The 23,656-nt window shown below is 72.7% G+C and carries 16 protein-coding genes and 1 tRNA gene; 14 read left to right on the top strand and 3 right to left on the bottom strand.

Features of this window, described 5'->3' with window-relative positions; genetic code table 11:
* The first annotated feature begins 66 nt into the window (after positions 1–66).
* The 4 genes from ACPWUT_RS09120 (at position 67) to ACPWUT_RS09105 (ending at position 5,315) form a co-directional block, all read left to right on the top strand.
* Positions 67–1,125 carry an aldo/keto reductase gene (locus ACPWUT_RS09120; protein ID WP_284527657.1) on the top strand — a complete coding sequence of 353 codons (1,059 nt, stop codon included), beginning with the start codon at positions 67–69 and terminating at the stop codon, positions 1,123–1,125.
* Complete coding sequence (locus tag ACPWUT_RS09115; RefSeq protein ID WP_425836708.1) at positions 1,122–2,057, top strand: 4-(cytidine 5'-diphospho)-2-C-methyl-D-erythritol kinase; 936 nt, start codon at positions 1,122–1,124, stop codon at positions 2,055–2,057. The genes ACPWUT_RS09120 and ACPWUT_RS09115 overlap by 4 nt, the downstream gene beginning before the upstream one ends.
* A gap of 12 nt (positions 2,058–2,069) precedes the next feature.
* Entirely contained in the window at positions 2,070–3,389 is a 1,320-nt protein-coding gene (locus ACPWUT_RS09110; RefSeq protein ID WP_425836705.1) for a GNAT family N-acetyltransferase, read from the top strand.
* An 87-nt stretch (positions 3,390–3,476) separates the two neighbouring features.
* Entirely contained in the window at positions 3,477–5,315 is a 1,839-nt protein-coding gene (locus ACPWUT_RS09105; RefSeq protein WP_425836702.1) for an ABC-F family ATP-binding cassette domain-containing protein, read from the top strand.
* Between the two features lie 44 nt (positions 5,316–5,359).
* On the opposite strand, the gene ACPWUT_RS09100 is transcribed toward ACPWUT_RS09105, so the two are convergent.
* A complete protein-coding gene (locus tag ACPWUT_RS09100) occupies positions 5,360–5,863 on the bottom strand; it encodes a MarR family winged helix-turn-helix transcriptional regulator (RefSeq protein ID WP_284527654.1) in 504 nt (167 codons plus the stop codon).
* 210 nt (positions 5,864–6,073) lie between these two features.
* Here ACPWUT_RS09100 and ACPWUT_RS09095 point away from each other — a divergent pair, with 210 nt between their 5' ends.
* The 9 genes from ACPWUT_RS09095 (at position 6,074) to ACPWUT_RS09055 (ending at position 19,706) form a co-directional block, all read left to right on the top strand.
* A complete protein-coding gene (locus ACPWUT_RS09095) occupies positions 6,074–9,697 on the top strand; it encodes a glycosyl hydrolase 53 family protein (RefSeq protein ID WP_425836699.1) in 3,624 nt (1,207 codons plus the stop codon).
* A gap of 122 nt (positions 9,698–9,819) precedes the next feature.
* Positions 9,820–9,891, top strand: a tRNA-Gln gene (locus ACPWUT_RS09090).
* A gap of 1 nt (position 9,892) precedes the next feature.
* Complete coding sequence (gene glmU / locus ACPWUT_RS09085; RefSeq protein WP_284527652.1) at positions 9,893–11,365, top strand: bifunctional UDP-N-acetylglucosamine diphosphorylase/glucosamine-1-phosphate N-acetyltransferase GlmU; 1,473 nt, start codon at positions 9,893–9,895, stop codon at positions 11,363–11,365.
* Positions 11,340–12,371, top strand: a complete 1,032-nt coding sequence (locus tag ACPWUT_RS09080) for a ribose-phosphate diphosphokinase (protein ID WP_284527651.1) — start codon at positions 11,340–11,342, stop codon at positions 12,369–12,371. The genes glmU and ACPWUT_RS09080 overlap by 26 nt, the downstream gene beginning before the upstream one ends.
* A gap of 10 nt (positions 12,372–12,381) precedes the next feature.
* On the top strand, positions 12,382–15,114 hold the full coding sequence (locus ACPWUT_RS09075) for a cation-translocating P-type ATPase (protein ID WP_425836695.1): 2,733 nt from the start codon (positions 12,382–12,384) through the stop codon (positions 15,112–15,114).
* 132 nt (positions 15,115–15,246) lie between these two features.
* Positions 15,247–16,662, top strand: coding sequence for a DUF222 domain-containing protein (locus tag ACPWUT_RS09070; protein ID WP_425836692.1), 1,416 nt, complete (start codon positions 15,247–15,249; stop codon positions 16,660–16,662).
* A gap of 142 nt (positions 16,663–16,804) precedes the next feature.
* Positions 16,805–17,287 carry an FMN-binding protein gene (locus ACPWUT_RS09065; RefSeq protein WP_425836689.1) on the top strand — a complete coding sequence of 161 codons (483 nt, stop codon included), beginning with the start codon at positions 16,805–16,807 and terminating at the stop codon, positions 17,285–17,287.
* Positions 17,287–18,156: an FAD:protein FMN transferase gene (locus ACPWUT_RS09060; RefSeq protein WP_425836686.1), complete on the top strand. Its 870-nt coding sequence runs from the start codon at positions 17,287–17,289 to the stop codon at positions 18,154–18,156. The genes ACPWUT_RS09065 and ACPWUT_RS09060 overlap by 1 nt, the downstream gene beginning before the upstream one ends.
* Complete coding sequence (locus ACPWUT_RS09055) at positions 18,153–19,706, top strand: FAD-dependent oxidoreductase (protein ID WP_284527645.1); 1,554 nt, start codon at positions 18,153–18,155, stop codon at positions 19,704–19,706. Before ACPWUT_RS09060 ends, ACPWUT_RS09055 begins: the two co-directional genes overlap by 4 nt.
* A gap of 20 nt (positions 19,707–19,726) precedes the next feature.
* On the opposite strand, the gene ACPWUT_RS09050 is transcribed toward ACPWUT_RS09055, so the two are convergent.
* Together ACPWUT_RS09050 and ACPWUT_RS09045 are read right to left on the bottom strand one after the other, a co-directional pair.
* Positions 19,727–21,214: a sensor histidine kinase gene (locus ACPWUT_RS09050; RefSeq protein WP_425836683.1), complete on the bottom strand. Its 1,488-nt coding sequence runs from the start codon at positions 21,212–21,214 to the stop codon at positions 19,727–19,729.
* The gene (locus ACPWUT_RS09045; RefSeq protein ID WP_284527643.1) at positions 21,214–21,948 is read right to left on the bottom strand and encodes a response regulator transcription factor; all 735 of its coding nucleotides are present in this window, start codon (positions 21,946–21,948) and stop codon (positions 21,214–21,216) included. Before ACPWUT_RS09045 ends, ACPWUT_RS09050 begins: the two co-directional genes overlap by 1 nt.
* Positions 21,949–22,147: 199 nt before the next feature.
* Here ACPWUT_RS09045 and ACPWUT_RS09040 point away from each other — a divergent pair, with 199 nt between their 5' ends.
* The gene (locus ACPWUT_RS09040) at positions 22,148–23,632 is read left to right on the top strand and encodes an ABC transporter permease (protein WP_425836680.1); all 1,485 of its coding nucleotides are present in this window, start codon (positions 22,148–22,150) and stop codon (positions 23,630–23,632) included.
* Positions 23,633–23,656 lie beyond the last annotated feature (24 nt).

The following is a 23,656-nucleotide window of genomic DNA, read 5'->3' as shown; positions in this document are numbered from 1 at the left end:
ACTGTGTGTCGCCGACGTTTCGCGTTCACCGTGGTCGGGGTGGGAGCGGGTCGCTAGCCTGGGTGAGTGACCGACAACCGCTTCCCGCCGTCCCGTGGCGGAGACCTCCACCGTCCCTACGCCGCGGCCGCCGACCGCTACTCGTCCACCGCGTACCGGCAGGTGGGATCCAGCGGTCTGTACCTGCCGCCGATCTCGCTCGGGCTGTGGTGGAACTTCGGCGACAACTTCCCGTTCGACGGTCAGCGCGCGCTGCTGCGCCACGCCTTCGACCGGGGCATCACGCACTTCGACCTCGCCAACAACTACGGCCCGCCGTACGGCTCCGCGGAGACGAACTTCGGCCGCATGATGCGCGAGGACTTCGCGCCGTACCGCGACGAGCTCATCATCTCGTCCAAGGCCGGCTACGACATGTGGGACGGGCCCTACGGGCAGTGGGGGTCCCGCAAGTACCTGCTGGCCAGCGCCGAGCAGTCCCTGACCCGCATGAGCGTGGACTACGTCGACATCTTCTACTCCCACCGCTTCGACCCGGTGACGCCGCTGGAGGAGACCATCGGTGCGCTGGACACGCTCGTCCGCCAGGGCAAGGCGCTCTACGCGGGCATCTCGTCCTACAGCCCGACCCAGACGGCGGAGGCGGCGGCGATCGCCCGGTCGCTGGGCACGCCCCTCGTGATCCACCAGCCGTCGTACTCGATCCTGGACCGCTGGATCGAGGACGGTCTCACGGGCCTCCTCGCTCAGGAGGGGATGGGCGCGATCGCCTTCGTCCCGCTCGCCCAGGGCCTGCTCACCAGTCGCTACCTCGGCGACGGCACCTCCGAGCGCTCCCAGCAGCGATCGTCGCTGGCCGGCGACCGCCTGACCGACAGCGCGCTGGCGGCGCTGCGCTCGCTCGACGTCATCGCCCGCGAGCGCGGCCAGACCCTCGCGCAGATGGCCCTGCAGTGGGTGCTGCGCGACGGCGTCGTCGCCTCCGCGCTCATCGGCGCCTCGCGTCCCGAGCAGCTCGACGAGAACCTCGCCGCGCTGGACGGTCCCGCCTTCGACGCCGAGGAGCTCGAGCGCATCGACGTGATCGCCGCCGGCATCGACACCCTGTGGGCGCCGACCGAGTGAGCCTCAGCCGCGTCTCCGAGCGCCGGGTGCACGTGCGTGCACCGGGCAAGGTCAACGTCTTCTTCGAGGTCGGCCAGGTGCAGCCCGACGGCTACCACGACGTCGCGTCCGTCTATCAGGCCGTCTCGATGCACGAGGACGTGTGGGCGACGATCTCCGACGACTTCACCATCGCGGTCACGGGCGACGTCGACGTCAGCGGCGTGCCGCTCGACGACCGCAACCTCGCCGTGCGTGCCGCCCGCCTGGTGGCGCGCGAGCTCGGCTGGGACGGCGGCGTGCACCTGGAGGTGCACAAGGGCGTCCCCGTCGCCGGCGGCATGGGCGGCGGGTCGGCCGATGCCGCCGCCGCGCTCGTGGCGGTGAACGAGCTGCTCGACGGGCGGCTGTCGACGGCCGAGCTCCATGCGCTGGGTGCCCAGCTGGGCGCCGATGTCCCGTTCGCCCTCCGCGGCGGCACGGCCGTGGGCACCGGCCGCGGCGACGAGCTCGCGCCCGCCCTCGTGCGCGGGCGCTTCGACTGGGTCTTCGTCACCCACGTGGAGGGGCTGTCCACTCCCGAGGCGTACGCGGGACTGGATGCGCTGCGCGCCGAAGCCGACATCGCGCCGGCGCGGGGCGTGCCCGCCGTCGACCCGGCGGTGCTGCACGCGCTGCGCGGAGCAGACCCGACGGCGCTGGCGGCGGCCACGCGCAACGACCTGCAGGAGGTGGCGGTGCGCCGCCGCCCCGAGCTCGGCGCGCTCCTGGACGAGGGCGTGGGTCTCGGAGCACTCGCCGGTCTCGTGTCGGGGTCTGGTCCCACCGTCGCCTTCCTGGCGTCCGACGAGCGGTCGGCCGCCGACCTCGCGCGCAGCCTCGGCGACCGCGGACATGCGGCGACCGCGGCGCACGGCCCCGTCGCCGGCGCGCGCATCCTCACGATCGACTGAGCGGAGAGCCCCGTGACCGACCTCGACACCTCCTTCCACGACGCCCCCCTCGACGCCGAGCTGAGCGCGCAGCTCGCCGCGCAGCGCCTGGACGTGCGCCGTGTCGACGACGCGTCGCGCGCGGAGGTCGACGCCTGGCTCGACGCGGTATCCCGCGGGTTCCTCGACGGGGAGCGCAACGACACCCAGCGCCAGGCCTTCTTCGACCGGGGCGCCTACCGGCGCAAGCTCGGCGTCTTCGACGCGGATGCGCCGCACCCCGAGGTGCCCGTCGCCACCTTCGCCTCGTGGGGGACCCGGCTGACCGTGCCCGGCGGCGCGGCGACCGCCTGCGCGATCAGCTCCGTCACCGTCGCCCCGACCCACCGCCGTCGCGGTCTCCTGCGGACCCTCATGGCGGGCGAGCTGCGGACGGCGGCGGCGGCCGGCTTCGCCGTCGCGGTCCTCACCGTCAGCGAGTCGGGCATCTACGGCCGCTTCGGGTTCGCACCGGCGGCGTCGGCCGCGCACTGGCGGATCGACGTGCGCCGGGCCGGCTGGCGCGGGCCGGACGCCCCCGAGGCGGGCCGCATCGACTTCGTCACCCGCGAGGAGGGACGCGCGCTCGCCGAGGCCCTCCACGACCGCGTGCGGGCCGCGACGCCGGGCGAGATCGACATGCCGGGCGGTCATTGGGACCGCTTCTTCGGCACGCGACCGGACGCCGAGAAGGCGGAGGCCCTCCGCGTCGTGCAGTACCGCTCGCCCGCGGGCGCCGTGGAGGGCCTCGCGCTCTACCGCGTCGCCGAGAACCACGACGACTTCGCCGCGTCCACGATCGACCTCGACCTGCTCCTGGCGGCCACCGACGCCGCCTACTCCGGGCTCTGGCGGTTCTTCCTCTCGATGGACCTCATCGGCACCATCCGTGCGGGGGAGCTGTCGGTGGACGAGCCGCTGTGGTGGATGATCGCCGACCAGCGCGCGGCGACCATCACCGTGCGCGACCACCAGTACGTGCGGGTGCTCGACCCCGCAGCGGCACTCGGGGCGCGACGCTACGCCGTGGCCGACGAGATCGTGCTGGAGATCGACGATCCGCTCGGGATCGCCGCGGGTCCGGTGGTCCTTCGGACGGAGCCGGACGGCACGGCACGCGTGCTCGACGCGGGCGCGGCGGGTGACGACCCTCTCCGCGTCCGTCTCGGCGTGGCGGAGCTGTCGGCGATCCTCCTCGGCGGCGTCTCGCCGTCCACCCTGGCCCGAGCGGGGCGCCTGCACACCGACGACCCGTCCCGGGTCACCCGCCTGTTCGCCGGCACGCAGGCGCCGAGCCTCGGCTTCTGGTACTGACGCACCTCCGGTCCGGGCGACGAGGGCGGTCGCCCGGGAGCCGTGCGGCGCGGGGGAGGCTCGGCACCGCCTAGCCTGGAAGGCGACATGGCACATCTTCTCGGGGCCGAGGCCCTCCATCTCGAATACCCCACCAAGGTCGTCTTCGACGGCGTCTCGCTGGGGGTCGACGAGGGCGACCGCATCGGCATCGTCGGCCGCAACGGCGACGGAAAGTCGAGCCTCATGGCGATGCTGGCCGGTCGGCGCGAACCGGACTCCGGTCGCGTCACCGTGCGCGGAGGCGTGCGGATCGGCATGCTGGATCAGGCCGACGTGCTCTCCGATGACCTCACGGTGGCCGAGGCCGTCGTCGGCGACCGGCCGGAGCACGAGTGGGCGGGCGATGCTGCGGTCCGCGACGTCATCTCGGGCCTCGTCGGAGACCTCGACTGGCACGGGACGCTCGCCGGCCTCTCCGGCGGCCAGCGCCGCCGCGTGGCGCTGGCGGCCCTCCTGGCCGGCGACTGGGACGTGCTCGCGCTCGACGAGCCGACCAACCACCTCGACGTCGAGGCCGTCGCATGGCTGGCCGAGCACCTGAAGCGCCGCTGGTCGCCGAGCGCCGGTGCGCTGCTCGTCGTCACGCACGACCGTTGGTTCCTCGACGAGGTCTGCACGCGCACGTGGGAGGTGCACGACCGCATCGTCGACCCGTTCGAGGGCGGCTACGCGGCCTACATCCTCCAGCGGGTGGAGCGCGACCGTCAGGCGGCCTCGATCGAGGCGCGCCGCCAGAACCTCGCCCGCAAGGAGCTCGCCTGGCTGCGCCGCGGCGCGCCGGCGCGCACCGCGAAGCCGAAGTTCCGCATCGACGCGGCCAACGCGCTGATTGCCGACGTCCCCGAGCTGCGGGACCGCGTCTCGCTCCAGTCGCTGGCCGTCGCCCGGCTCGGCAAGGACGTGGTGGACCTCCTCGACGCGGGAGTGACGTATCCCACCGACACGGGCGGGACCAGGGAGGTGCTGCGCGACGTGGAGTGGCGGATCGCCCCGGGGGAGCGGACCGGCATCCTCGGCGTCAACGGCGCCGGCAAATCGACGCTCCTGGGGCTGGTCGCCGGGACCGTCGAGCCGACGAGCGGTCGCGTCAAGCGCGGCAAGACGGTGCGCGTGGCCACACTCACCCAGCGGATGGACGAGCTCGACCCCCACCTCGACGAGCCCGTGCGCGTCGTCGTCGGACGGCTGCGCACCACCTACGAGTTCGGCACGGGATCCAAGGCGCAGGAGCTCACCCCCGGTCAGCTCCTGGAGCGCATGGGCTTCTCGTCGGCGCAGCTCTCGACGCCGGTGAAGGACCTCTCGGGCGGGCAGAAGCGCCGCCTGCAGCTCCTCCTGATCCTCCTCGATCAGCCCAATGTCCTCATCCTCGACGAGCCCACGAACGACCTCGACACCGACATGCTGGCCGCGATCGAGGAGCTCCTGGACGCCTGGGCGGGCACGCTGCTGGTGGTCAGTCACGACCGCTACTTCATGGAGCGCGTCACCGACCAGCAGTACGCCGTGATGAACGGGCACCTGCGCCACCTCCCCGGCGGCATCGACGAGTACGTGCGGCTGCGGCGCGCGCAGCAGGCGGGCGGCGTGCCCGACGGCATCCCGGCCGCGGCGGCGGCCACCCCCCGCGGGACCGCCGCGCCGGCGGCACCCGAACTGGCGGGGGCCGACCGCCGGTCCGCGCAGAAGGAGCTGCAGGCGCTCGAGCGTCGGCTGTCGAAGCTCACCGCGCAGGTCGACGCCGATCGCACGGCGCTCGCCGATCACGACCAGTCGGACTACGTGGGCATCGGCGAGAAGATGCGGGCGATCGGCGCCGTCGACGAGGAGATCGCGGCGCTCGAGGAGCGATGGCTGGAGCTGTCGGAGCAGCTGGAGTCGTGAGTCGCCGGCGTTCCCCGCGCCGCTGGAAGCTGGGCTGCTGAGCGTCAGCGCGAGGCGTCGAAGCCGAGGCTGAGCTTGCGCAGGAGCCCCGCGAGCCGCTCGCGGTCGTTGCGGGAGAGCATCGCCAGCAGCAGGGCCTCGGCGTCGACGAGGCGGGTGATGGCCGCGTCGACACGGGTGCGGCCGTCGTCGGTGAGGGTGACGAGCACGCTCCTGCCATCGGCGGGGTCGGCCTCGCGCCGCACGAGGCGGCGGCCGACGAGGCGGTCGATGCGGTTGGTCATCGTTCCGCTGGAGACGAGCGTCTGCTGCAGCAGCTGCTTGGGACTGAGCTGGAAGGGCTCTCCCGCGCGGCGCAGCGCGGAGAGCACGTCCCACTCCCAGGGCTCGAGCTCGCTGCGCCGGAAGGCCTCGCGCCGCGCGCGGTCGAGGTGGCGGGAGAGGCGGTCGACGCGCGACAGCACCTCCAGCGGGGAGAAGTCGAGATCGGGACGCTGGGTCATCCACGCGTCGACGATGCGGTCGACCTCGTCGTGCTCGGGGGTCACTCCGTCATTATCGCGGTTCGCTCGCGGGCGTGCGGCGTCGTGCGCCGGCCGACCGGGATCGGTGGCCCTGTTACCGGTCTCAGTTCGGTAACGAATGCGGGAGAGCCCTTTCCGGCGTCGGAGTCGCCGGGGAGACTGTGACCGGTAACAGTAGGGTGATGCCCGTCGCGCGCGCCGCGATGCGCACCTGGATCGAAGGAGATCTCTGTCATGTCGCACCCCCGCCCCCGCCCCGCTCGCGACGCCCGCCGGCGCATCGTCGCCGTCTCCGCCGTCGTGGCCGTCGGCACCGCCCTGCTGAGCGCGCCCGCCGCCCGGGCCGACGACGGCCCCGTCGAGGCGGGCATCGTCGTCCAGAAGGTCGAGAACCTGCCCGACGGCTTCCGCAGCGGCGTCGACGTCTCCTCGGTCCTCTCACTGGAGGAGTCGGGGGTCGTGTTCCGCGACGAGGCGGGGGAGCCCGCCGACCTCTTCGAGGTCCTCGCCGACCATGGCATCACCGACGTCCGGGTGCGGGTGTGGAACGACCCGTTCGACGCCGAGGGCAACGGCTACGGCGGCGGCGACGTGGACGTCGCGCGCGCGGTGGAGATCGGCGAACGCGCGACGGCCGCCGGGCTCAGCGTGCTGGTGGACTTCCACTACTCGGACTTCTGGGCCGATCCGGCCAAGCAGAAGGCGCCGAAGGCCTGGGCCGCGCTGAGCGTCGCCGAGAAGGCCGTCGCCGTGGAGGAGTACACGACGGCGGCACTCGAGGAGTTCGCCGCGGCCGGAGTCGACGTGGAGATGGTCCAGGTCGGCAACGAGACCAACAACGGCGTCGCCGGGGTCACCGGGTGGACGGGCATGACGCAGATCTTCGCCGCCGGCTCGGCCGCGGTGCGCAGCGTCTTCCCCGACGCACTCGTCGCCCTGCACTTCACGAATCCCGAGACCTCGGGCCGGTACGCCGGCTACGCGGCGAACCTCGACGCCGCCGGGGTGGACTACGACGTGTTCGCGTCGTCGTACTACCCGTACTGGCACGGCTCGCTCGGCAATCTCACCGCCGTGCTCTCGCACGTCGCCGACACGTACGGGAAGAAGGTCATGGTCGCCGAGACCAGCTGGGCGTCGACCCTCGAGGACGGCGACGGACACGGCAACACGATCGATCTCGCGTCCGAGGCCACCCAGTACCCGATCAGCGTGCAGGGGCAGGCCGCGGCCGTCCGCGACGTCGTCCAGGCCGTTGCCGACGTCGGCGAGGCGGGCATCGGCGTCTTCTACTGGGAGCCCGCCTGGCTGCCGGTGGGACCGCCGTCGGAGCTCGCCCAGAACCGGGCGCTCTGGGAGCGCGACGGGTCGGGATGGGCGTCGAGCTACGCCGCCGAGTACGACCCCGACGACGCGGGCGAGTGGTACGGCGGCTCGGCGTGGGACAACCAGGCGCTCTTCGCCTTCGACGGCACGCCGCTGGAGTCCCTCCGCGTGTTCTCCTACGCGCGCACCGGAGCGATCGCCCCGCGCGAGGTGATCGCGGTCGAGCAGCCGGCGCTCACCGTCGCCGACGGCGCGGACATCGCGCTCCCGGCGACCGTGACGATCACCTACAACGACGACACCACCGAGGCGGAGGCGGTCACGTGGTCCGCCGCGGCCGAGTACATCTCCGGTCCCGGCGTGTACCGGATCGCGGGCGAGACGGCGTCCGGTCGCACCACCACGGCGACCGTCACGGTGACCGCCGTCAACCTCCTGCGCAACCCCGGCTTCGAGGAGGCGGACGTCTCGATGTGGACGCGCACCGGCACCGCTCTGACGCTGCGGGCGACCGACGATCCCCGGTCGGGGACGCGGTCGGCCCACTTCTACTCCGGCTCCGCCTTCAGCTACACGCTGACGCAGCGCGTCACCGGCCTTCCCGCCGGCTCGTACACGGCGTCGGCCTCGCTGCAGGGCGACGGCGAGAACGCGTCGAGCGACGTGCGGATCACCCTCGCTGCCGCAGGCGGGGCGGAGGCCTCCGCGCCGTTCGAGCTGAACGGCTGGCGCAACTGGTCGACGCCGGTCACCGAGGCGGTCGCCGTCGCGACGGGCGGCACGGCGACGGTGACGATCTCGGCCACGCTGCCGGCCGGCGCCTGGGGGACCATCGACGACGTCGTCCTCACGCGCGAGGCGGCCGGGGCCGACACGTCGGCTCTGGCGGACCTCGTCGATCGCTCGGAGGCTCTCGACCGGGAGGCGGTGACGGCGGACTCGCTCGTCGCGCTCGATGCGGCCCTCGAGATCGCGGACGTCGTCCTGGGGTCCGCGGCGCCGTCGCAGGCCAAGGTCGACGCCGCCCTCGCGGCGCTGGAGGCCGCCTGGGCCGCGCTGGAGCTCGTGGGCGAGGAGCCCGCACCGACCGTGCTGCCGGTGACGCTGACGGTCGTCGAGGGATCCCCGATCGCGCTCCCGGCGACGGTGCAGGTGCGGCGCTGGAACGGCGTCCGCGCCGACCAGGACGTCGAGTGGTCCGCGGCCGTCGACGCGATCGCGGGATCGGGGCGTTACGAGATCCCGGGCACGACCGAGGCCGGCCTCGCCGCCGCGGCGACGGTGACCGTGACGCCGCGGCAGTGGGTCGCGAACCCCGGGTTCGAATCCACGGACGTCTCGATGTGGAGCGTTACCGGCAGCGGCGCCGGCATCGGCGCGACGGCCGACGCCGCCGCGGGCGGCCGTGCTGTGAGCTTCTGGCTCGACACGGCGTACGCGTTCGCGGTCACGCAGCGGATCTCGGGCGTGGCACCGGGCACGTACACGCTCTCCGCGACGGTCCAGGGCGACGGCGAGAGCCCTGCCGACACCGCCACCCTGCGGGCGACGAGCGCGGCGGGAACGGTCTCGGCACCCCTCGAGCTGGCCGGCTGGCAGGCGTGGCGCACCGCGACCACTCCGCTGGTCGCCGTGGGCGCCGACGGGGTCCTGACGGTGTCGGCGTCGTTCTCCCTGTCGGCGGGCGCGTGGGGCACGATCGACGAGATCCGCCTCACCCGCGCCGGCGAGCGGATCGACACGGGCGCTCTCGCGGCGCGGGCCGACGACCTCGCCGCCCTCGACCTCGCGGACTACACCGCCTGGTCGTCCGCCTCGCTGCCCGACGCCGTCGCGCGTGCGCGTGTCGTCGCGGCTGCGGACTGGCCGACCGCGACGGCCGTCGCGGCGGCGCGGGCCGCGCTCGACGACGCCGCTGCCCGGCTCGTGCGCCGCGACGCCGACGAGGCCACCGCGGCTCCGGCGCGGGGAGTGCTCTCGCACGACAACGGCTGGGACACCGGCCTCCTCGACGGCGACTACACGGTGAAGATGAACCTGTGGTGGGGGCAGAACGCCTCGTCGCTGCGGCTGTACGAGAACGGCGCCCTCCTCGCGACCGTGCCGCTCACGGCCCGCGGGACAGCGGCGCAGTACGCCGCGGTGCCCGTCTCCGGGCGCGCGAACGGCACCTACCGGTACAGCGCGGTGCTGTCCAACACGCAGGGGGAGACGACCCTCGCCCCCATCACGGTGAGCGTCACCGCCGCCGCCCCGGGCAAGCCGGTGCTCAGCCACGACAACCACGACGGCGACGGCCGCTACACCGTGACGGCGAACATGTGGTGGGGGACCAACGCGACCTCGTTCCGGTTCTTCCAGGACGGCGCGCTCGTGAAGGAGGGCGCGCTGACCGCGCGCACCCCCGCGGCCCAGCAGGCGTCGCTCGCCGTGACCGCGGCCGCCAAGGGGACCCACGTCTACCGCGTCGAGTTCGTGAACGCCGCCGGGACGACCACGAGCGCCGATCTGACGGTGCGCGTGACGAAGTAGGCGGCGGGCTCGGCGACCCCGCTCCCGCGCCCGGGCGAGCGGGGTCGCCCGTGGCAGACTTGACGTGCGGCCCCGCTCCGGCGGACCACGTGGGCACCACGTGCGGACCCGGGTGGCCGTGGTCCGCCGTGGTGTAATGGCAGCACGACAGCCTTTGGAGCTGTGAGGTCCAGGTTCGAGTCCTGGCGGCGGAGCATGACGCAGAACACTCTCGATCCCGCTCTGGCCGTGGTGATCCTCGCGGCCGGGCAGGGTACGCGCATGCGCTCCTCCCTGCCGAAGGTCCTCCACCGCATCGGCGGGCGCCCGCTCGTGGGGCACGTGCTCGACACCGCGCGCGACCTCGCCCCGGCCCATGTCCTCGTCGTCGTGCGGCACGAGCGCGATCAGGTGGCAGACGCCGTGCTCGGCGTCTCGCCGGAGGTCGTCGTCGTCGATCAGGACGAGGTCCCCGGAACCGGTCGCGCGGTCGAGATCGCGCTGGAGCACCTGCCCGGCTTCGAGGGCGATGTCCTCGTGCTGAGCGGCGACGTGCCGCTCCTCGACGCCGACACCCTCACCGCGTTCGTGCGCGAGCACCGCGCCGGGGCCGCGGCGGCGACGCTCATGAGCGCCCTGGTCGACGACCCCACCGGATACGGACGCATCATCCGCGACGAGGCGGACGCCGTCGCCCGCATCGCCGAGCAGAAGGACGCCACCTCCGACGAGGCCGCCGTCCGCGAGATCAACGCGGGCGTGTACGTCTTCCGGGCCGCGGAGCTGCGCACGCAGCTCTCGCGGGTCGGCACCGACAACGCGCAGGGCGAGAAGTACCTCACCGATGTGATCGGACTGCTGCGCGCCGACGGCCGGGGCGTCGCGGCCTCCGTCGTCGCCGACGTGTCGCTGACGCTGGGCGTGAACGATCGGGCGCAGCTGGCCGAGGCGGGGCGCCTGCTGAACGCACGCACGGTCCGGCGCTGGCAGCTCGCCGGAGTGACGGTGCAGGACCCGGCCACCACCTGGATCGACGTCACCGCCACCCTCGCCCCCGACGTCACGGTGCTGCCGAACACGCACATCCTGCGCGCGACGGCGATCGCCTCGGGGGCGGTCGTCGGACCCGACACGACGCTCGAGGATTGCGAAGTGGGGGAGGGTGCGGTCGTCCGACGGACCGATGCGACGCTGGCCGTCATCGGCGCGGGCGCCACCGTCGGTCCCTTCGCCTATCTCCGTCCCGGCACGCAGCTGGCCGCGCACGGCAAGATCGGCACGTTCGTGGAGACGAAGAACTCCACGATCGGCGAGGGCAGCAAGGTCCCGCACCTGTCCTACATCGGGGACACCACGATCGGTCGCGGCGTCAACCTCGGCGCCGGCGCGATCACCGCCAACTACGACGACCTGACCAAGCACCGCACCGAGATCGGCGACGAGGTCCACTCGGGCTCGCACAACGTGTTCGTCGCGCCCGTTAGGATCGGAGATGGCGCCAAGACCGGCGCCGGCGCGGTCATCCGCAAGGACGTCCCCGCCGGAGCGCTGGCTTTGAGCGTGACCCCTCAGCGCAACGTCGAGGGGTGGGTCGAGAACCACCGACCGGGCACCGCGGCGGCAGCAGCCGCCGCACGTGCACGGTCCGCACAGGAAGCGGACGATGGCGCGCAAGAAGAAGGCGACTGAGATCGAGCGGGACGACATCGCCCCCGGACTCGTCGTCAAGACGAAGAAGCGGCTCGTCGTCGCGGCGGGCAGCTCTCACCCCGAGCTCGCGCAGCAGGTCGCCGACGAGCTCGGCTCGTCGCTGGTCCCGACCGAGCACCGCACCTTCGCCTCGGGCGAGATCCTCACGCGGTTCGAGGTGTCGATCCGCGGCTGCGACATCTTCCTCATCCAGTCCTTCGGCCCGCCGGTCAACGAGTGGCTCATGGAGCTGCTCATCATGCTCGACGCGGCCAAGCGCGCGTCGGCCAAGCGCATCTCGGTGGTCGCGCCGTACTACCCCTACTCGCGGCAGGACAAGAAGGGGCGCGGGCGCGAGCCGATCAGCGCCCGGCTCGTCGCGGACCTCCTCAAGACCGCCGGCGCCGACCGCGTGATGAGCGTGGATCTGCATGCCGCCCAGATCCAGGGCTTCTTCGACGGACCCGTCGACCACCTGTTCGCCAAGCCGGTGCTGCTCGACTACTTCGAGAAGAGCCTGTCGCCGGAGGACCGCGCGAAGCTCACGGTCGTGTCTCCCGACACCGGACGCGTGCGCGTGGCCGACACATGGTCCGACAGCCTCGACGCACCGCTGGCGATCATCCACAAGCGCCGCGATCCGAACGTGGCCAATCAGGTCACGGTCAACGACATCGTCGGCAACGTGGCGGGGCGGGTGTGCCTGCTCGTCGACGACATGATCGACACCGGCGGCACGATCGTCAAGGCCGCGCAGGCGCTGAAGAACGACGGTGCCGAGCGCGTCATCGTCGCCGCCACCCACGCCATCTTCAGCGACCCCGCGAGCACGCGCCTGCAGGATCCGGCCATCGACGAGGTCGTGGTGACCGACACGGTGCCGCTGCCGCCCGAGAAGATCTTCCCCGGCCTCACCATCCTCCCGATCGCGCCGCTGCTGGCCCGCGCGATCAAGGAGGTCTTCGAGGACGGCTCGGTCACGAGCATGTTCGACGGCGCCGCGTAGGAGTTCCGAGATGGTCTCACCGCTCACCGAGGCCGATCTGGACGTCGCGCGCCCCTTCGCGCGCAGCGTGGACGACGTGGCGGCACAGCTGCGCACCGACGCCGGCGGCCTCACCGCCGACGACGCGGCCGCCCGGCTCGCGGTCGCCGGCCACAACGTGCTCCCGGAGCCCGCGCGCACGCCGGCGTGGCTGCGGTTCCTCGGTCACTTCAACGACACGCTGATCTACATCCTGCTGGGAGCGGCGGCGATCAAGGCGATCATGGCCGACTGGCTCGACTTCTGGGTCATCATGGCGGTCGCGATCATCAACGCCGTCATCGGCTTCCTTCAAGAGGGACGCGCCGAGAAGGCGCTGGCCGGCATCCGCGGCATGCTCTCCTCCGACGCCCAGGCGCGCAGGGACGGTCGCTGGGCGACGATCGCGGCCGCCGACCTCGTCCCCGGCGACGTCGTGCGACTCGCGCCCGGAGACAAGGTGCCCGCCGACGTCCGCCTCATCGAGACCCATCAGCTGCGCATCGAGGAGGCGGCGCTCACCGGCGAATCCGTGCCGTCGTCGAAGGCGACCTCGCCGGTCGCCGAGGACGCCGGCGTCGGGGACCGTGCGTCGATGGCGTTCTCGGGCACGATCGTGTCCGCCGGGCAGGGCCGCGGGATCGTCACGGCCACCGGCGCGTCGACCGAGATCGGCCGCATCCAGACGCTGGTCGGCGAGGCGGGGTCGCTCCAGACGCCGCTGACGAAGCAGCTCGCACAGTTCGGCAAGGTGCTCACCCTCGTCATCCTCGGGATGGCGGTGCTCATGATGCTCATCGGGCGCTTCGTCCACCGCATGCCCGTGGGCGAGCTCGTCTCGGCGACGATCGGCTTCGCGGTCGCGGCGATCCCCGAGGGCCTGCCCGCTCTTGTCACCATCACCCTCGCGATCGGCGTGCAGCAGATGGCGCGCCGCAACGCGATCACCCGCAAGCTCCCCGCCGTCGAGGCGCTCGGGTCGGTGACCACGGTGTGCTCCGACAAGACGGGCACGCTCACCCGGAACGAGATGACCGTGCGGCGGCTGATCACCCCCGTCGGGCGGTACTCCGCAGCGGGACTCGGCTACGACCCCGACGGTGCGATCATCCCCGAGGGCGGCGACGGGCTAGCCGGCGGAGAGGACGCGGGCACGGCCCAGGCGGGCGCGCTCGGGGGCGACGTGCGCGCGCTCCTGGCCGTCGCCGACCTGTGCAACGACGCCCACATCGTCCGCGCGGAGGACGGATCGGGCTGGACGCTGGTGGGGGAGCCGACCGAGGGCGCGCTGAAGGTCGTCGCGATGAAGGGTGGCGTGCGACCGGAGTCCCGACCGCGCCGCATCGGCGTCGTCCCGTTCGACTCGGCGAACAAGTTCATGGCGACCCTCAACGAGTCCGCCGACGGCGCCCGGGCGATCCTCGTCAAGGGGGCCCCGGACCGGCTCCTCGATCGCTCGCTCACCCAGCGGGGCACGGGCGGCAGCGAACCGCTCGACCGCGTCTTCTGGGAGAGCGCGATCGACGAGCTCAGCGGCGAGGGGCTCCGGGTGCTCGCGGCCGCCCGCACGCCCACCCGCTCGGACCGGCTGGACATCGACGACCTGGTGGACCTCGAGTTCCTCGGGCTCTGGGGGATCCTCGACCCGCCGCGCCCCGAGGCGATCACCGCGATCGCCGACTGCCACCGCGCCGGCATCCGGGTGAAGATGATCACGGGCGACCACGCGGGGACGGCCCTCGCGATCAGCCGGGAGATGGGGCTCGCCTCCGGCGACGACGTGCACGTGCTCACCGGCGCCGAGCTGGAGGCGATGAGCCAGGAGCAGCTGAAGGCCGTCGCCCGCGACGTCGACGTCTACGCGCGCACGAGCCCCGAGCACAAGATCCGCATCGTCCGGGCGCTGCAGGCGCACGGCGAAGTCGTCGCGATGACCGGCGACGGGGTGAACGACGCCCCCGCGCTGACGCGCGCCGACGTCGGCGTGGCGATGGGCATCAAGGGCACGGAGGCGACGAAGGAGGCGGCGGAGATCGTCCTGGCCGACGACAACTTCGCCACGATCCGCAGCGCCATCCGCGAGGGGCGGCGCATCTACGACAATCTGCGCAAGTCGGTGGTCTTCCTGCTGCCGACCAACGGCGCGCAGTCGCTCGTGATCCTCGTCGCGATCGTGTTCGGGCTCACGCTGCCGCTCACCCCGGTCCAGGTGCTGTGGGTCAACATGGTGACCGCGGTGACCCTGTCGCTCGCGCTCGCCTACGAGCCGGCGGAGAAGGGCATCATGGATCGCCCGCCGCGAGCAGCCGGCGGCACGCTCATCAACGCGCGCGAGCTCGGATTCGTGCTCATCGTGTCGCTCCTCATCGGTGGTGCGACCCTCGCGGTGTTCTGGCTCGCCACGGTCGGAGGCGCCCCCGTCGAGGTCGCACGCACCCAGGCGGTGGCGATGCTCGCGCTCGGGCAGCTCGCCTACCTGCTCAACTGCCGCTTCCTCGGGCGCTCGAGCTTCACGGTCGACGTGCTGCGCGGCAACCCCGTCGTATGGTGGTCGGCTGCGGCGCTGATCGCCCTGCAGCTCGTCTACACCTATGTGCCGTTCATGAACGGCCTGTTCGGATCGAGCCCGTTGAGCGTGACCGGCTGGATCGCTCCCGTCGTCCTGTCCGTCGTGATCTTCGTGGCCGTCGAGGGGCTGAAGGCGCTGCGTCGACGCACCGCGTGACGGTCGTCTCCCTGGCGTCCGGGAGGTGGCGTTTCCTCCCCAGGTGGGGTGACGTCGGGGTTGTCCACAGGAAGCGGCCCTGACCGGGGCTTTGTCGGTGTCGGTGTCGGTGCCTCCGGGAAGGATGGAGGCATGACGAACACCGCTGCGCTCCGCCCGGCGACGTTCGGGGTGGATGCGGTGGTCGAGGAGCTCGTCGAGATCCGACGCGGGATGGCGGCGCTGCAGGCCCGCGAGGCGGCGGTTCTGGCGCGGGCCGTGGAAGTGGTGCGGGCGCAGGACGATCCGCCGGGACCGTCGGAGGTGCGGGATGTGCCGCTGCGGTCGATGGCGGCGCAGCTCGGCGTCGCGCTGCGGGTGTCGGATCGGACGGTGCAGCGGCAGCTGTCGAACGCGGTGGTGCTGACGGAGCGGTTCCCCGCGGCGTGGGCCGCTCTCGCTGCCGGGGACGTCTCGGGGGCGCACGTGCGGGTGATCGTCGAGGCGGGACTGCCGATCGACGACGACGAGGCCCGCGCGGAGTACGAAGAGGGCGCGCTGCAGGTGGCCCGGCGGGAGACGCCCGGACGACTTCGGCCGGCGGTGCGGCTGCTCGCAGCGCGACTGCATCCGCTGCCGTTCGCGGAGCGGCACGCCGTGGCGGCGAAGGGGCGGTCGGTGTGGGTGCGCGACCTCGACGACGGCATGGCGGAACTCATCGCGACGCTGCCGGCGCATCTGGCGCACGGGATCCGCGACCGCCTCGACCGATACGCGCGGCGGGTCATCGACGGGCGCCGTGGTGCAGGTGATGATGCGGCCGTCGAGGCGATGTTGCTGGATGAGCCCACGGTGCACGACATCCGCGGGATCGATGAGGTCCGTGCCGACGTGTTCGCGGATCTCCTGCTGACCGGGCACGCGACGCCCGAGGTCTCGAACGCGTCGAACCCCGAGACGCACGCGATCGTCGCGCACGTGCAGGTCACCCTGCCCGTCCTCACGGCCGTCGGCGCCGGTGACGCGCCGGCGGAACTGACCGGCCACGCCCCGATCGACACAGCTACGGCATTGCGGCTGGCGGGCACCGCTACCGGGTGGGACCGGGTGCTCACCCACCCCGTCACGGGGAGCGTGCTCGCGGTGGACCGGTACCGGCCGTCCGATCAGCTGAAGCGGGCGCTACGGGTGCGGGACGAGCACTGCCGGTTCCCGGGCTGCCGGATCCCGACCCGGCGCTGCGACATCGACCACACCACCGCCCGCGAACACGACGGACCCACCGAGCTCGGCAACCTCGCCCACCTCTGCCGACGGCACCACACCCTGAAACACCACTCCGCCTGGCGGGTGAGACAGACCCCCGACGGGATCCTCCACTGGACCAGCCCCACCGGCAGGCACTACCCCGACCGGCCTGCGCGCACCCTCGTCTTCGTTCCCGACCCGGACCCCGGCCTCACCACCGACTCCGGCAGCGGCCTCGACCCGGGCACCGGTCCCGACGCAGCCCGCCGGCCTGGGCCGCCGGCATCGCCGCCGGGGCACCGTCCTGAACCGCCGTTCTGACGCATCCCGGCTCACTGCAAACGCATAGCCTCCACGAAGCTCCCTGCTGTGTCGGCGCCGCTAGCGTTGTCCATGCCCCCGGATCCGCCGGATCGGCCGGACACACCGGATGCGGTGGGGCACGACAGAAGGAGGACCAGTCATGATCCGCACCACCGCCGTTCCCCGCCAGCTGCGCGTCGGCGCCGCCGCGGCGTCCGTTCTGGGCATCGCCGTGCTCGCCGGCTGCGCCGGGACCACGTCCGCGAACACCGACGCCGGCAGCGGCGCCTCGAGCACCGACCAGGCTGCCGACACGACCGACACCGGCTCGTCGAGCGGGTCCGCCGCCTACACCGACGGCACCTACACGGCCGACGGATCGTATGCGACCCCCGAGTCGGTGGAGACCATCAGCGTCACCGTCACGCTCGCCGACGACATCATCACGGCCGTCGAGGTGACGGGCAACCCCACCAAGAGCGAGTCCGAGCAGTACCAGTCGCAGTTCATCGGCGGCATCCAGGACGCCGTGGTCGGCAAGGACATCGACGAGATCTCGGTCTCCCGCGTGGCGGGCTCCTCCCTCACCAGCGGCGGCTTCAACGAGGCGATCGACGCGATCAAGGCCGAAGCGGCCGCCTGATGACCGCGGGCGCCGACACGCGGTGGAGCTTCTCCGCGATCGGCACTGCGTGGGAGATCCAGACGGCGACGCCGCTTCCCGCGGCGATCCGTGAGTCGGTGAGGGATCTCATCGACGCCTTCGACCGCGACTGGTCCCGCTTCCGCGAGGATTCGCTCGTGACGACGCTGGCACGGGGCGGCGGCGCCGTCCCCACGCCGCCCGACGCGGCCGCGATGCTCGATGCCTATGCGGAGCTGTCGGCCGCCACCGCCGGTGCGGTCAACCCGCTCGTGGGCGACGCGCTGGCTGGGCGCGGATACGACCCCGGCTACGGCTTCATCGACCACGGCGCGCGCCCGGCGCCGGGGGACTGGACCAGCCGTCTCGAATGGTCCGGCGGACGACTCGGCCTGTCGTCGCCGGCGATGATCGATGTGGGCGCGCTCGGGAAGGGACGCCTCGTCGATCGCGTGCTCGCCGAGATCGCCCCGTGGGTCGACGGCCGAGTGGTCGTCGACGCCAGCGGCGACCTCGCCGTGCGCGGCGGGCCCGAGCGGGTCGGCCTCGAGCACCCCTACGATCCGCGTCGGGCGATCGGGGTCTGGGAGGTCACCGACGCCGCCCTCTGCGCCTCGGCGATCAATCGGCGCGCGTGGGGCGACGGACTGCACCACGTCCTCGACGCCCGCACCGGGCAGCCGGTGCGCACCGTCTCGGCGACCTGGGCCCTGGCCGCCGACGCGATGACCGCCGACGCCGTCGCCACGGCCCTGTTCTTCGAGGGCGGGCCCGAACTCGCCCACCGCTGGGGCGTCCACTGGGTCCGGATGACCACCGACGGCCGCGTGGAGTGGTCGCCCGACTGTAAGGCAGAGTTGTTCACGTGATCTCCTCCCTCACCGCCCTGTGGACGCGTCTCTACGGCGTCGTCGGCCGCGTGTCGATGTACCGGCTCGTCGTCCTCTCGCTCGTCGCGCTGGCCGCCATCGCCGTCGTGCTCTCCTTCTTCGGCGTGCTGGCGCCCACCGCGGTGGAGCTGCTGGCCGCCTGGGCCGTGCTCGGCGCCGCCTGCGCGGGAACCGACGCGGTGGCCCACCGGGTGCTCGGCAAGGCGTGGCGCTGGGAGTCGACGCTCATCACCGCGCTCATCCTGCTGTTCGTGCTCCGCCCCACCCTGGAGCCGCTCGGTCTCGTCGGCCTGGCGATCGCCGGGATCGTCGCCTCCGCCTCGAAGTACCTGCTCGCCTGGCAGGGCCGGCACGTCTTCAACCCCGCCGCCGTCGGCGCGACCTTCCTGACCGTGCTGAGCGTCTGGCTCCCCGACCTCGGATCCTCCGCGTGGTGGGTCGGTTCGCCCTACCTCGCCGCACCGGTCATCCTCGCTGGGCTCGTCGTGCTGCTGCGCACCGAGAAGGTGCGCGTGATCCTCGTCTTCCTCGTGATCGCCGTCGTCGTCGGCTTCGCCCGCACGGTCAGCCAGTACCAGAGCGCGGGACTCGACTTCGATGCGGGCACGGTGTTCTGGCAGCTGCTGTGGTCCTCGCCGTTCCTCTTCCTCGGTGCCTTCATGCTGTCCGAGCCGCTCACGCTGCCGCCGCGACGGTGGCAGCAGTTCGCGGTCGCCGCCGTGGTGGGGGTGCTGGCCGGATGGCCGATCGACCTCGGAGAGGTGAGCCTGGGACAGGAGCGCGCACTCCTCGTCGGCAACCTCCTCGCCTTCGCCTTCGCGTTCCGCTCCGCCGTGCGCCTCACCCTCGTCGAGCGTGTCGCCCTCACGCCGACCGTGCGCGAACTCGTGTTCCGCGCCCGGCGGGGCTTCCGGTTCGCGGCCGGACAGTACCTGGAGCTGGAGGTCGCCCACCCCAAGCCCGACGCCCGCGGGACGCGGCGCGAGTTCAGCATCGTCTCGGCGCCCGAAGAGCTGCCGACGGTCCGCATCGCGCTCCGCGAAGGGTCGCAGTCGACCTACAAGAAGGCGCTCGCCCTCGTCGAGCCCGGGCAGTCGCTGCCGGTCACCGGAGTCTGGGGCGACTTCGTGCTCCCCGCGAAGCCCTCCAGCCCCGTCCTCATGGTCGCGGCCGGCATCGGAGTCACGCCGTTCGTCTCGCAGCTGCGGCATCTGCGTCTGGCCCGCGAGGACCGTGACGTGGTGTTCGTCTACGTGGCATCGGGGAGCGAGGAGCTCGCCTTCCGCTCCGAGCTGGAGGACTCCGGCATCCCCGTCATCGTCTTCACGCGCGACCAGCCCGACGCGATGCCCGCGCACTGGCGCTGGGCGCGCGGCGTGCGGCTGGACGCCGAGGGGCTCCTGCAGGTCGTCCCCGACATCGCCACGCGCCACGCCTACATCTCGGGCCCTCCGGGACTGATCGCCGAGCTCGCGCCGGCGCTGGACAAGGCCCGGTCGATCACCACCGACGCCTTCTCCGGCTACTGAGCGCGACCGTCGGCCGCTCCTCAGGCGGGATCGGCCGGGCGGGCCGGGAGACGGACCTCGAACGTGGTCGACCCCGGCCGGCTGTCGACGGTGATCGTGCCGTGGTGGGCCGCGACGATCGCCTTCACGATCGACAGGCCGAGTCCGGTGCCGCCGGTCTGACGCGCGCGGGACGAGTCGGCGCGGGCGAAGCGCTCGAACAGCTCGTCGGCGACCGCCGGGTCGACGCCGGGGCCGTCGTCGTGCACGCGCAGCACCGCGTCGCCGCCGTCGAGCGACACCGACGCCGTCACCTGCGTACCCGCCGGGGTGTGCACGCGCGCGTTGGCGAGCAGGTTCGCCGCGACCTGATGCAGCCGCGCTCCGTCGCCGGCGACGACCACGGGCTCCTCGGACACGTCGACCCGCCAGGTGTGGTCGGGCCCCGCGACCTGGGCGTCGGCGGCGGCGTCGATCGCGATGCGCGTGAGGTCCACCGCGCCGTAGACGAGCTCCTTGCCCTCGTCCAGCCGCGCCAGCAGCAGCAGGTCCTCGACGAGCGTGGTCATCCGCAGCGAGGCGGCCTGGATGCGCTCCAGCCCCTGCTCGGACTGCTGCGCGGCCGCCTGACGCTGGTCATCGGTGTCGTGGGGGCGCTGCAGCGATCGAAGGGACAGCTCGGAGTACCCGCGGATGGCGGCGAGCGGGGTGCGGAGCTCGTGACTCGCGTCGGCGACGAAGGCGCGCATCCGCTCCTCGTTGCGCTGCCGCGCCGACAGCGACGTGTCGACGTGGTCGAGCAGGGTGTTCAGCGCCGCCCCCACGCGGCCGATCTCGTCGGAGGCGTCGGCCTCGGCGGCCGGCACCCGCTCGGTGATGCTGACGTCGCCGGAGTCCAGGGGCTGCGAGGCGACGCGCGCCGCGGTGTCCGCGACGACCCGCAGGGGCTTCAGCGCCTGCTGGATCACGACCGCGATGACGGCGGCGAGCACGAGCAGGCCTCCGAGGGTGAGCAGGGTCACCGTCGTCAGGATCTGCGCGACCGTCGAGGCCAGCTCCGAGGTCGGCATCCCGACGGCGATGTACCCGCCCGACACCGTGCCCTGCACCCGGATGCGGTAGTCGCCGGCGCCGGCGACCGTGGCGTCGCCCCAGCCGAGGCGGTCCACCGACTGGAAGCTCGTGAGGACGCCGCGCACGTCATCGTCCGAGAGCGCGACGGCCACCTCGTCGTCGCTGACGTATGCGCCCGTCGTTCCCGACAGGTTGCTGACGATGAGCAGCGTGCCGACCTCCTGGCGGCCCTCGTTGAGGATCTCCGCCGCACTGCCGGTGGGCGCCAGGTGCATGCGCTCCGCCGCCGAGGTCACCTGCGCGTCGAGGTTCTCCACCATGATCGAGCGCAGGATCGTGCCCGTGGCGAAGCCGATCGCGAGGAGGATCAGCGCCACGAGCGACACGACGGCCACGATGAGCCGCGTCTGCAGGCTCCAGCGGTGCCGGGGGAGCGTGGTGGGGGCGTCGGTCATCACTGCGGGGCTTTGATCATGTAGCCCACGCCGCGGACGGTGTGGATCAGGGGCTCACGGCCCGCGTCGATCTTCTTCCGCAGGTACGAGATGTAGAGCTCCACGACGCTCGAGCGGCCCCCGAAGTCGTAGTTCCACACGCGGTCGAGGATCTGCGCCTTGGAGACCACGCGGCGCTGGTTGCGCATCAGGAAGCGGAGCAGCTCGAACTCGGTGGCCGTCAGCTCGATCTGCGCCTCGCCGCGCTCGACCTCGTGCGAGTCCTCGTTCAGGGTCAGGTCGCCCACGCGCAGGATCGGGTCGGCGCCGCCGGCGGTCGCGCTGCCGGCGCGGCGCATGAGTCCGCGCAGGCGTGCGACCACCTCCTCGAGGCTGAAAGGCTTCGTGACGTAGTCGTCGCCGCCGGCGGTCAGCCCCGCGACGCGGTCGGCGACCGCGTCCTTCGCGGTGAGGAACAGCACCGGCACATCGTTGCCCCCGTGGCGGAGGCGCTGGAGCACGGACATGCCGTCGAGGTCGGGCATCATGATGTCCAGCACGAGCGCATCGGGGTCGAACTCGCGCGTGGCCGTCAGGGCGTCGTACCCCGAGCCCGCGGTCCGCACCTCCCAGCCCTCCATCCGCAGCGCCATGGAGAGCAGATCGGTGAGCATCTGCTCGTCGTCGACGACGAGCACGCGCAGGGGTGAGCCGTCGGGGCGGCGGAGGGCGGGTGCGGCGGCGGGTGCGGTCATGGCTCCCATTGTGTCCCTCCGGCTATGCGGTTCCTATGGGAAGACCTATGCGTCCTCTGTGAAAGCGGGGGCGTCGTCGCCCCCTCGCTCATAGCGTCCCCATACCTCCCGCAGACCGCGCGCAGAATCACGCTCCCTAGCGTCGGGATGCCGGATGTCGATGCCGGTGCGGCCCGACCGGCCGTCGAGAAGGAGACCCATGTACTGGACGTACCTGCGCCGTGAGCTGTCCGGGCGCAAGAAGCAGACCACCATCGTCGCGACCGGCCTCGCCATCGCCATCGCGCTCGTCATCGTCGTCAACGCGCTGTCGGCGGGCGTGCGCGACGCCCAGGCCCAGGCGCTCGAATCCGTCTACGGCGTCGGCACCGACCTCACGGTCTCGGGCGCGCAGGCCGAGCCGGGCGAGGGCGGTCGCGGCGGTCCGCAGTTCGACTTCGACGACGACGAGGGCACGACCTCCGACGACGGGACGACGAGCCTCAGCCAGTCGCGTCTCATGACCGATTTCCTCCGCGGCACCATCGACGCCGCGACCCTCGACACGGTGACCGGCATCGACGGTGTGGCCGCGGCCTCCGGCGCGCTCAGCCTCACCAACACGACCTTCGACGGCGAGCTGCCCCAGCGGCCGGACGCCGCGACGGAGGGCGGAGCGGACGCCGGCCAGGCACAGCCCATGCCCGAGGACGGCGAGGGCGGCATGGGCGGATTCGGGGGCGGATCCTTCACCGTCGACTCGTTCACCGTCCTGGGGGTCGAGGCCGCCGACACCGCCGTGGGGCCGCTGTCGGCCGTCGAGGTCACCGAGGGTCGCGCGCTGACCGACGCCGACGCCGGTGCGGACGTCGCCGTCCTCGACGCCTCGTACGCGACGAGCGCCGATCTCGCCGTCGGCGACACCACCGACGTCGGAGGCACCGCCTTCGAGATCGTCGGCATCGTCGCGTCCACCTCCTCCGAGGCCGACACCGCGGCGAACGTGTACATCCCGCTCGACGTCGCCCAGGACCTCTCGGGCGCGGGGGACGTCGTCTCGACGGTCTACGTGCAGGCGGCCTCCAGCGACCAGATCGCGACCGTCCAAGCCGCGCTCGAGGAGGCGCTGCCGGAGGCGACCGTCAGCTCGCAGTCCGACCTCGCCGCCGACGTGTCCGGGTCGCTGTCGAGCGCCTCCTCGCTCATCACGAGCCTCGGCACATGGCTGTCGGTCATCGTGCTCGCCGTCGCCGTGGCCCTCGCGATCCTGCTGACCATGTCCGGCATCTCACGGCGCACGCGCGAGATCGGCACCCTGAAGGCCATCGGATGGTCCAACCGGCGCGTGGTCGGGCAGGTCGCCGGCGAGTCGGTGGTCCAGGCGCTCATCGGCGGGGCCGTCGGCATCGTGCTGGGGCTCGCCGGCGTGGTAGCCGTCAATCTGATCTCTCCCACGATCTCCTCGGCACCCGCGGCCGAGGACGCCCTCGGACAGGGCGGGCCCGGCGGCATGGGCGGCATGGGCGCGTTCGGCGCCCAGCTCGGCCAGACCTCCGCCGACATCGTCCTGAGTGCGCCGCTGTCGGTGGGCATCATCCTGCTCGCGCTCCTGCTGGCAGTCGCCGGCGGCCTCGTGGCCGGCGCCTTCGGCGGATGGCGCGCCGCGCGCCTGAGCCCCGCCGAAGCACTCCGCGCGGTCGCCTGACGACGGCTGCGCCCTCCTACGCCC

The organism is Microbacterium sp. PA5 (genome assembly GCF_049860775.1).
Taxonomy (GTDB): domain Bacteria; phylum Actinomycetota; class Actinomycetes; order Actinomycetales; family Microbacteriaceae; genus Microbacterium.
This window is presented reverse-complemented; position numbering and strand designations above follow the sequence as displayed.

Coding starts and splice junctions, on each gene's coding strand:
- ACPWUT_RS09095 (WP_425836699.1), top strand. CDS start 6,074: ATGTCGCACCCCCGCCCCCGCCCCGCTCGCGACGCCCGCCGGCGCATC.
- ACPWUT_RS09070 (WP_425836692.1), top strand. CDS start 15,247: ATGACGAACACCGCTGCGCTCCGCCCGGCGACGTTCGGGGTGGATGCG.
- glmU (WP_284527652.1), top strand. CDS start 9,893: ATGACGCAGAACACTCTCGATCCCGCTCTGGCCGTGGTGATCCTCGCG.
- ACPWUT_RS09105 (WP_425836702.1), top strand. CDS start 3,477: ATGGCACATCTTCTCGGGGCCGAGGCCCTCCATCTCGAATACCCCACC.
- ACPWUT_RS09045 (WP_284527643.1), bottom strand. CDS start 21,948: ATGACCGCACCCGCCGCCGCACCCGCCCTCCGCCGCCCCGACGGCTCA.
- ACPWUT_RS09040 (WP_425836680.1), top strand. CDS start 22,148: ATGTACTGGACGTACCTGCGCCGTGAGCTGTCCGGGCGCAAGAAGCAG.
- ACPWUT_RS09075 (WP_425836695.1), top strand. CDS start 12,382: ATGGTCTCACCGCTCACCGAGGCCGATCTGGACGTCGCGCGCCCCTTC.
- ACPWUT_RS09065 (WP_425836689.1), top strand. CDS start 16,805: ATGATCCGCACCACCGCCGTTCCCCGCCAGCTGCGCGTCGGCGCCGCC.
- ACPWUT_RS09080 (WP_284527651.1), top strand. CDS start 11,340: ATGGCGCGCAAGAAGAAGGCGACTGAGATCGAGCGGGACGACATCGCC.
- ACPWUT_RS09050 (WP_425836683.1), bottom strand. CDS start 21,214: ATGACCGACGCCCCCACCACGCTCCCCCGGCACCGCTGGAGCCTGCAG.
- ACPWUT_RS09060 (WP_425836686.1), top strand. CDS start 17,287: ATGACCGCGGGCGCCGACACGCGGTGGAGCTTCTCCGCGATCGGCACT.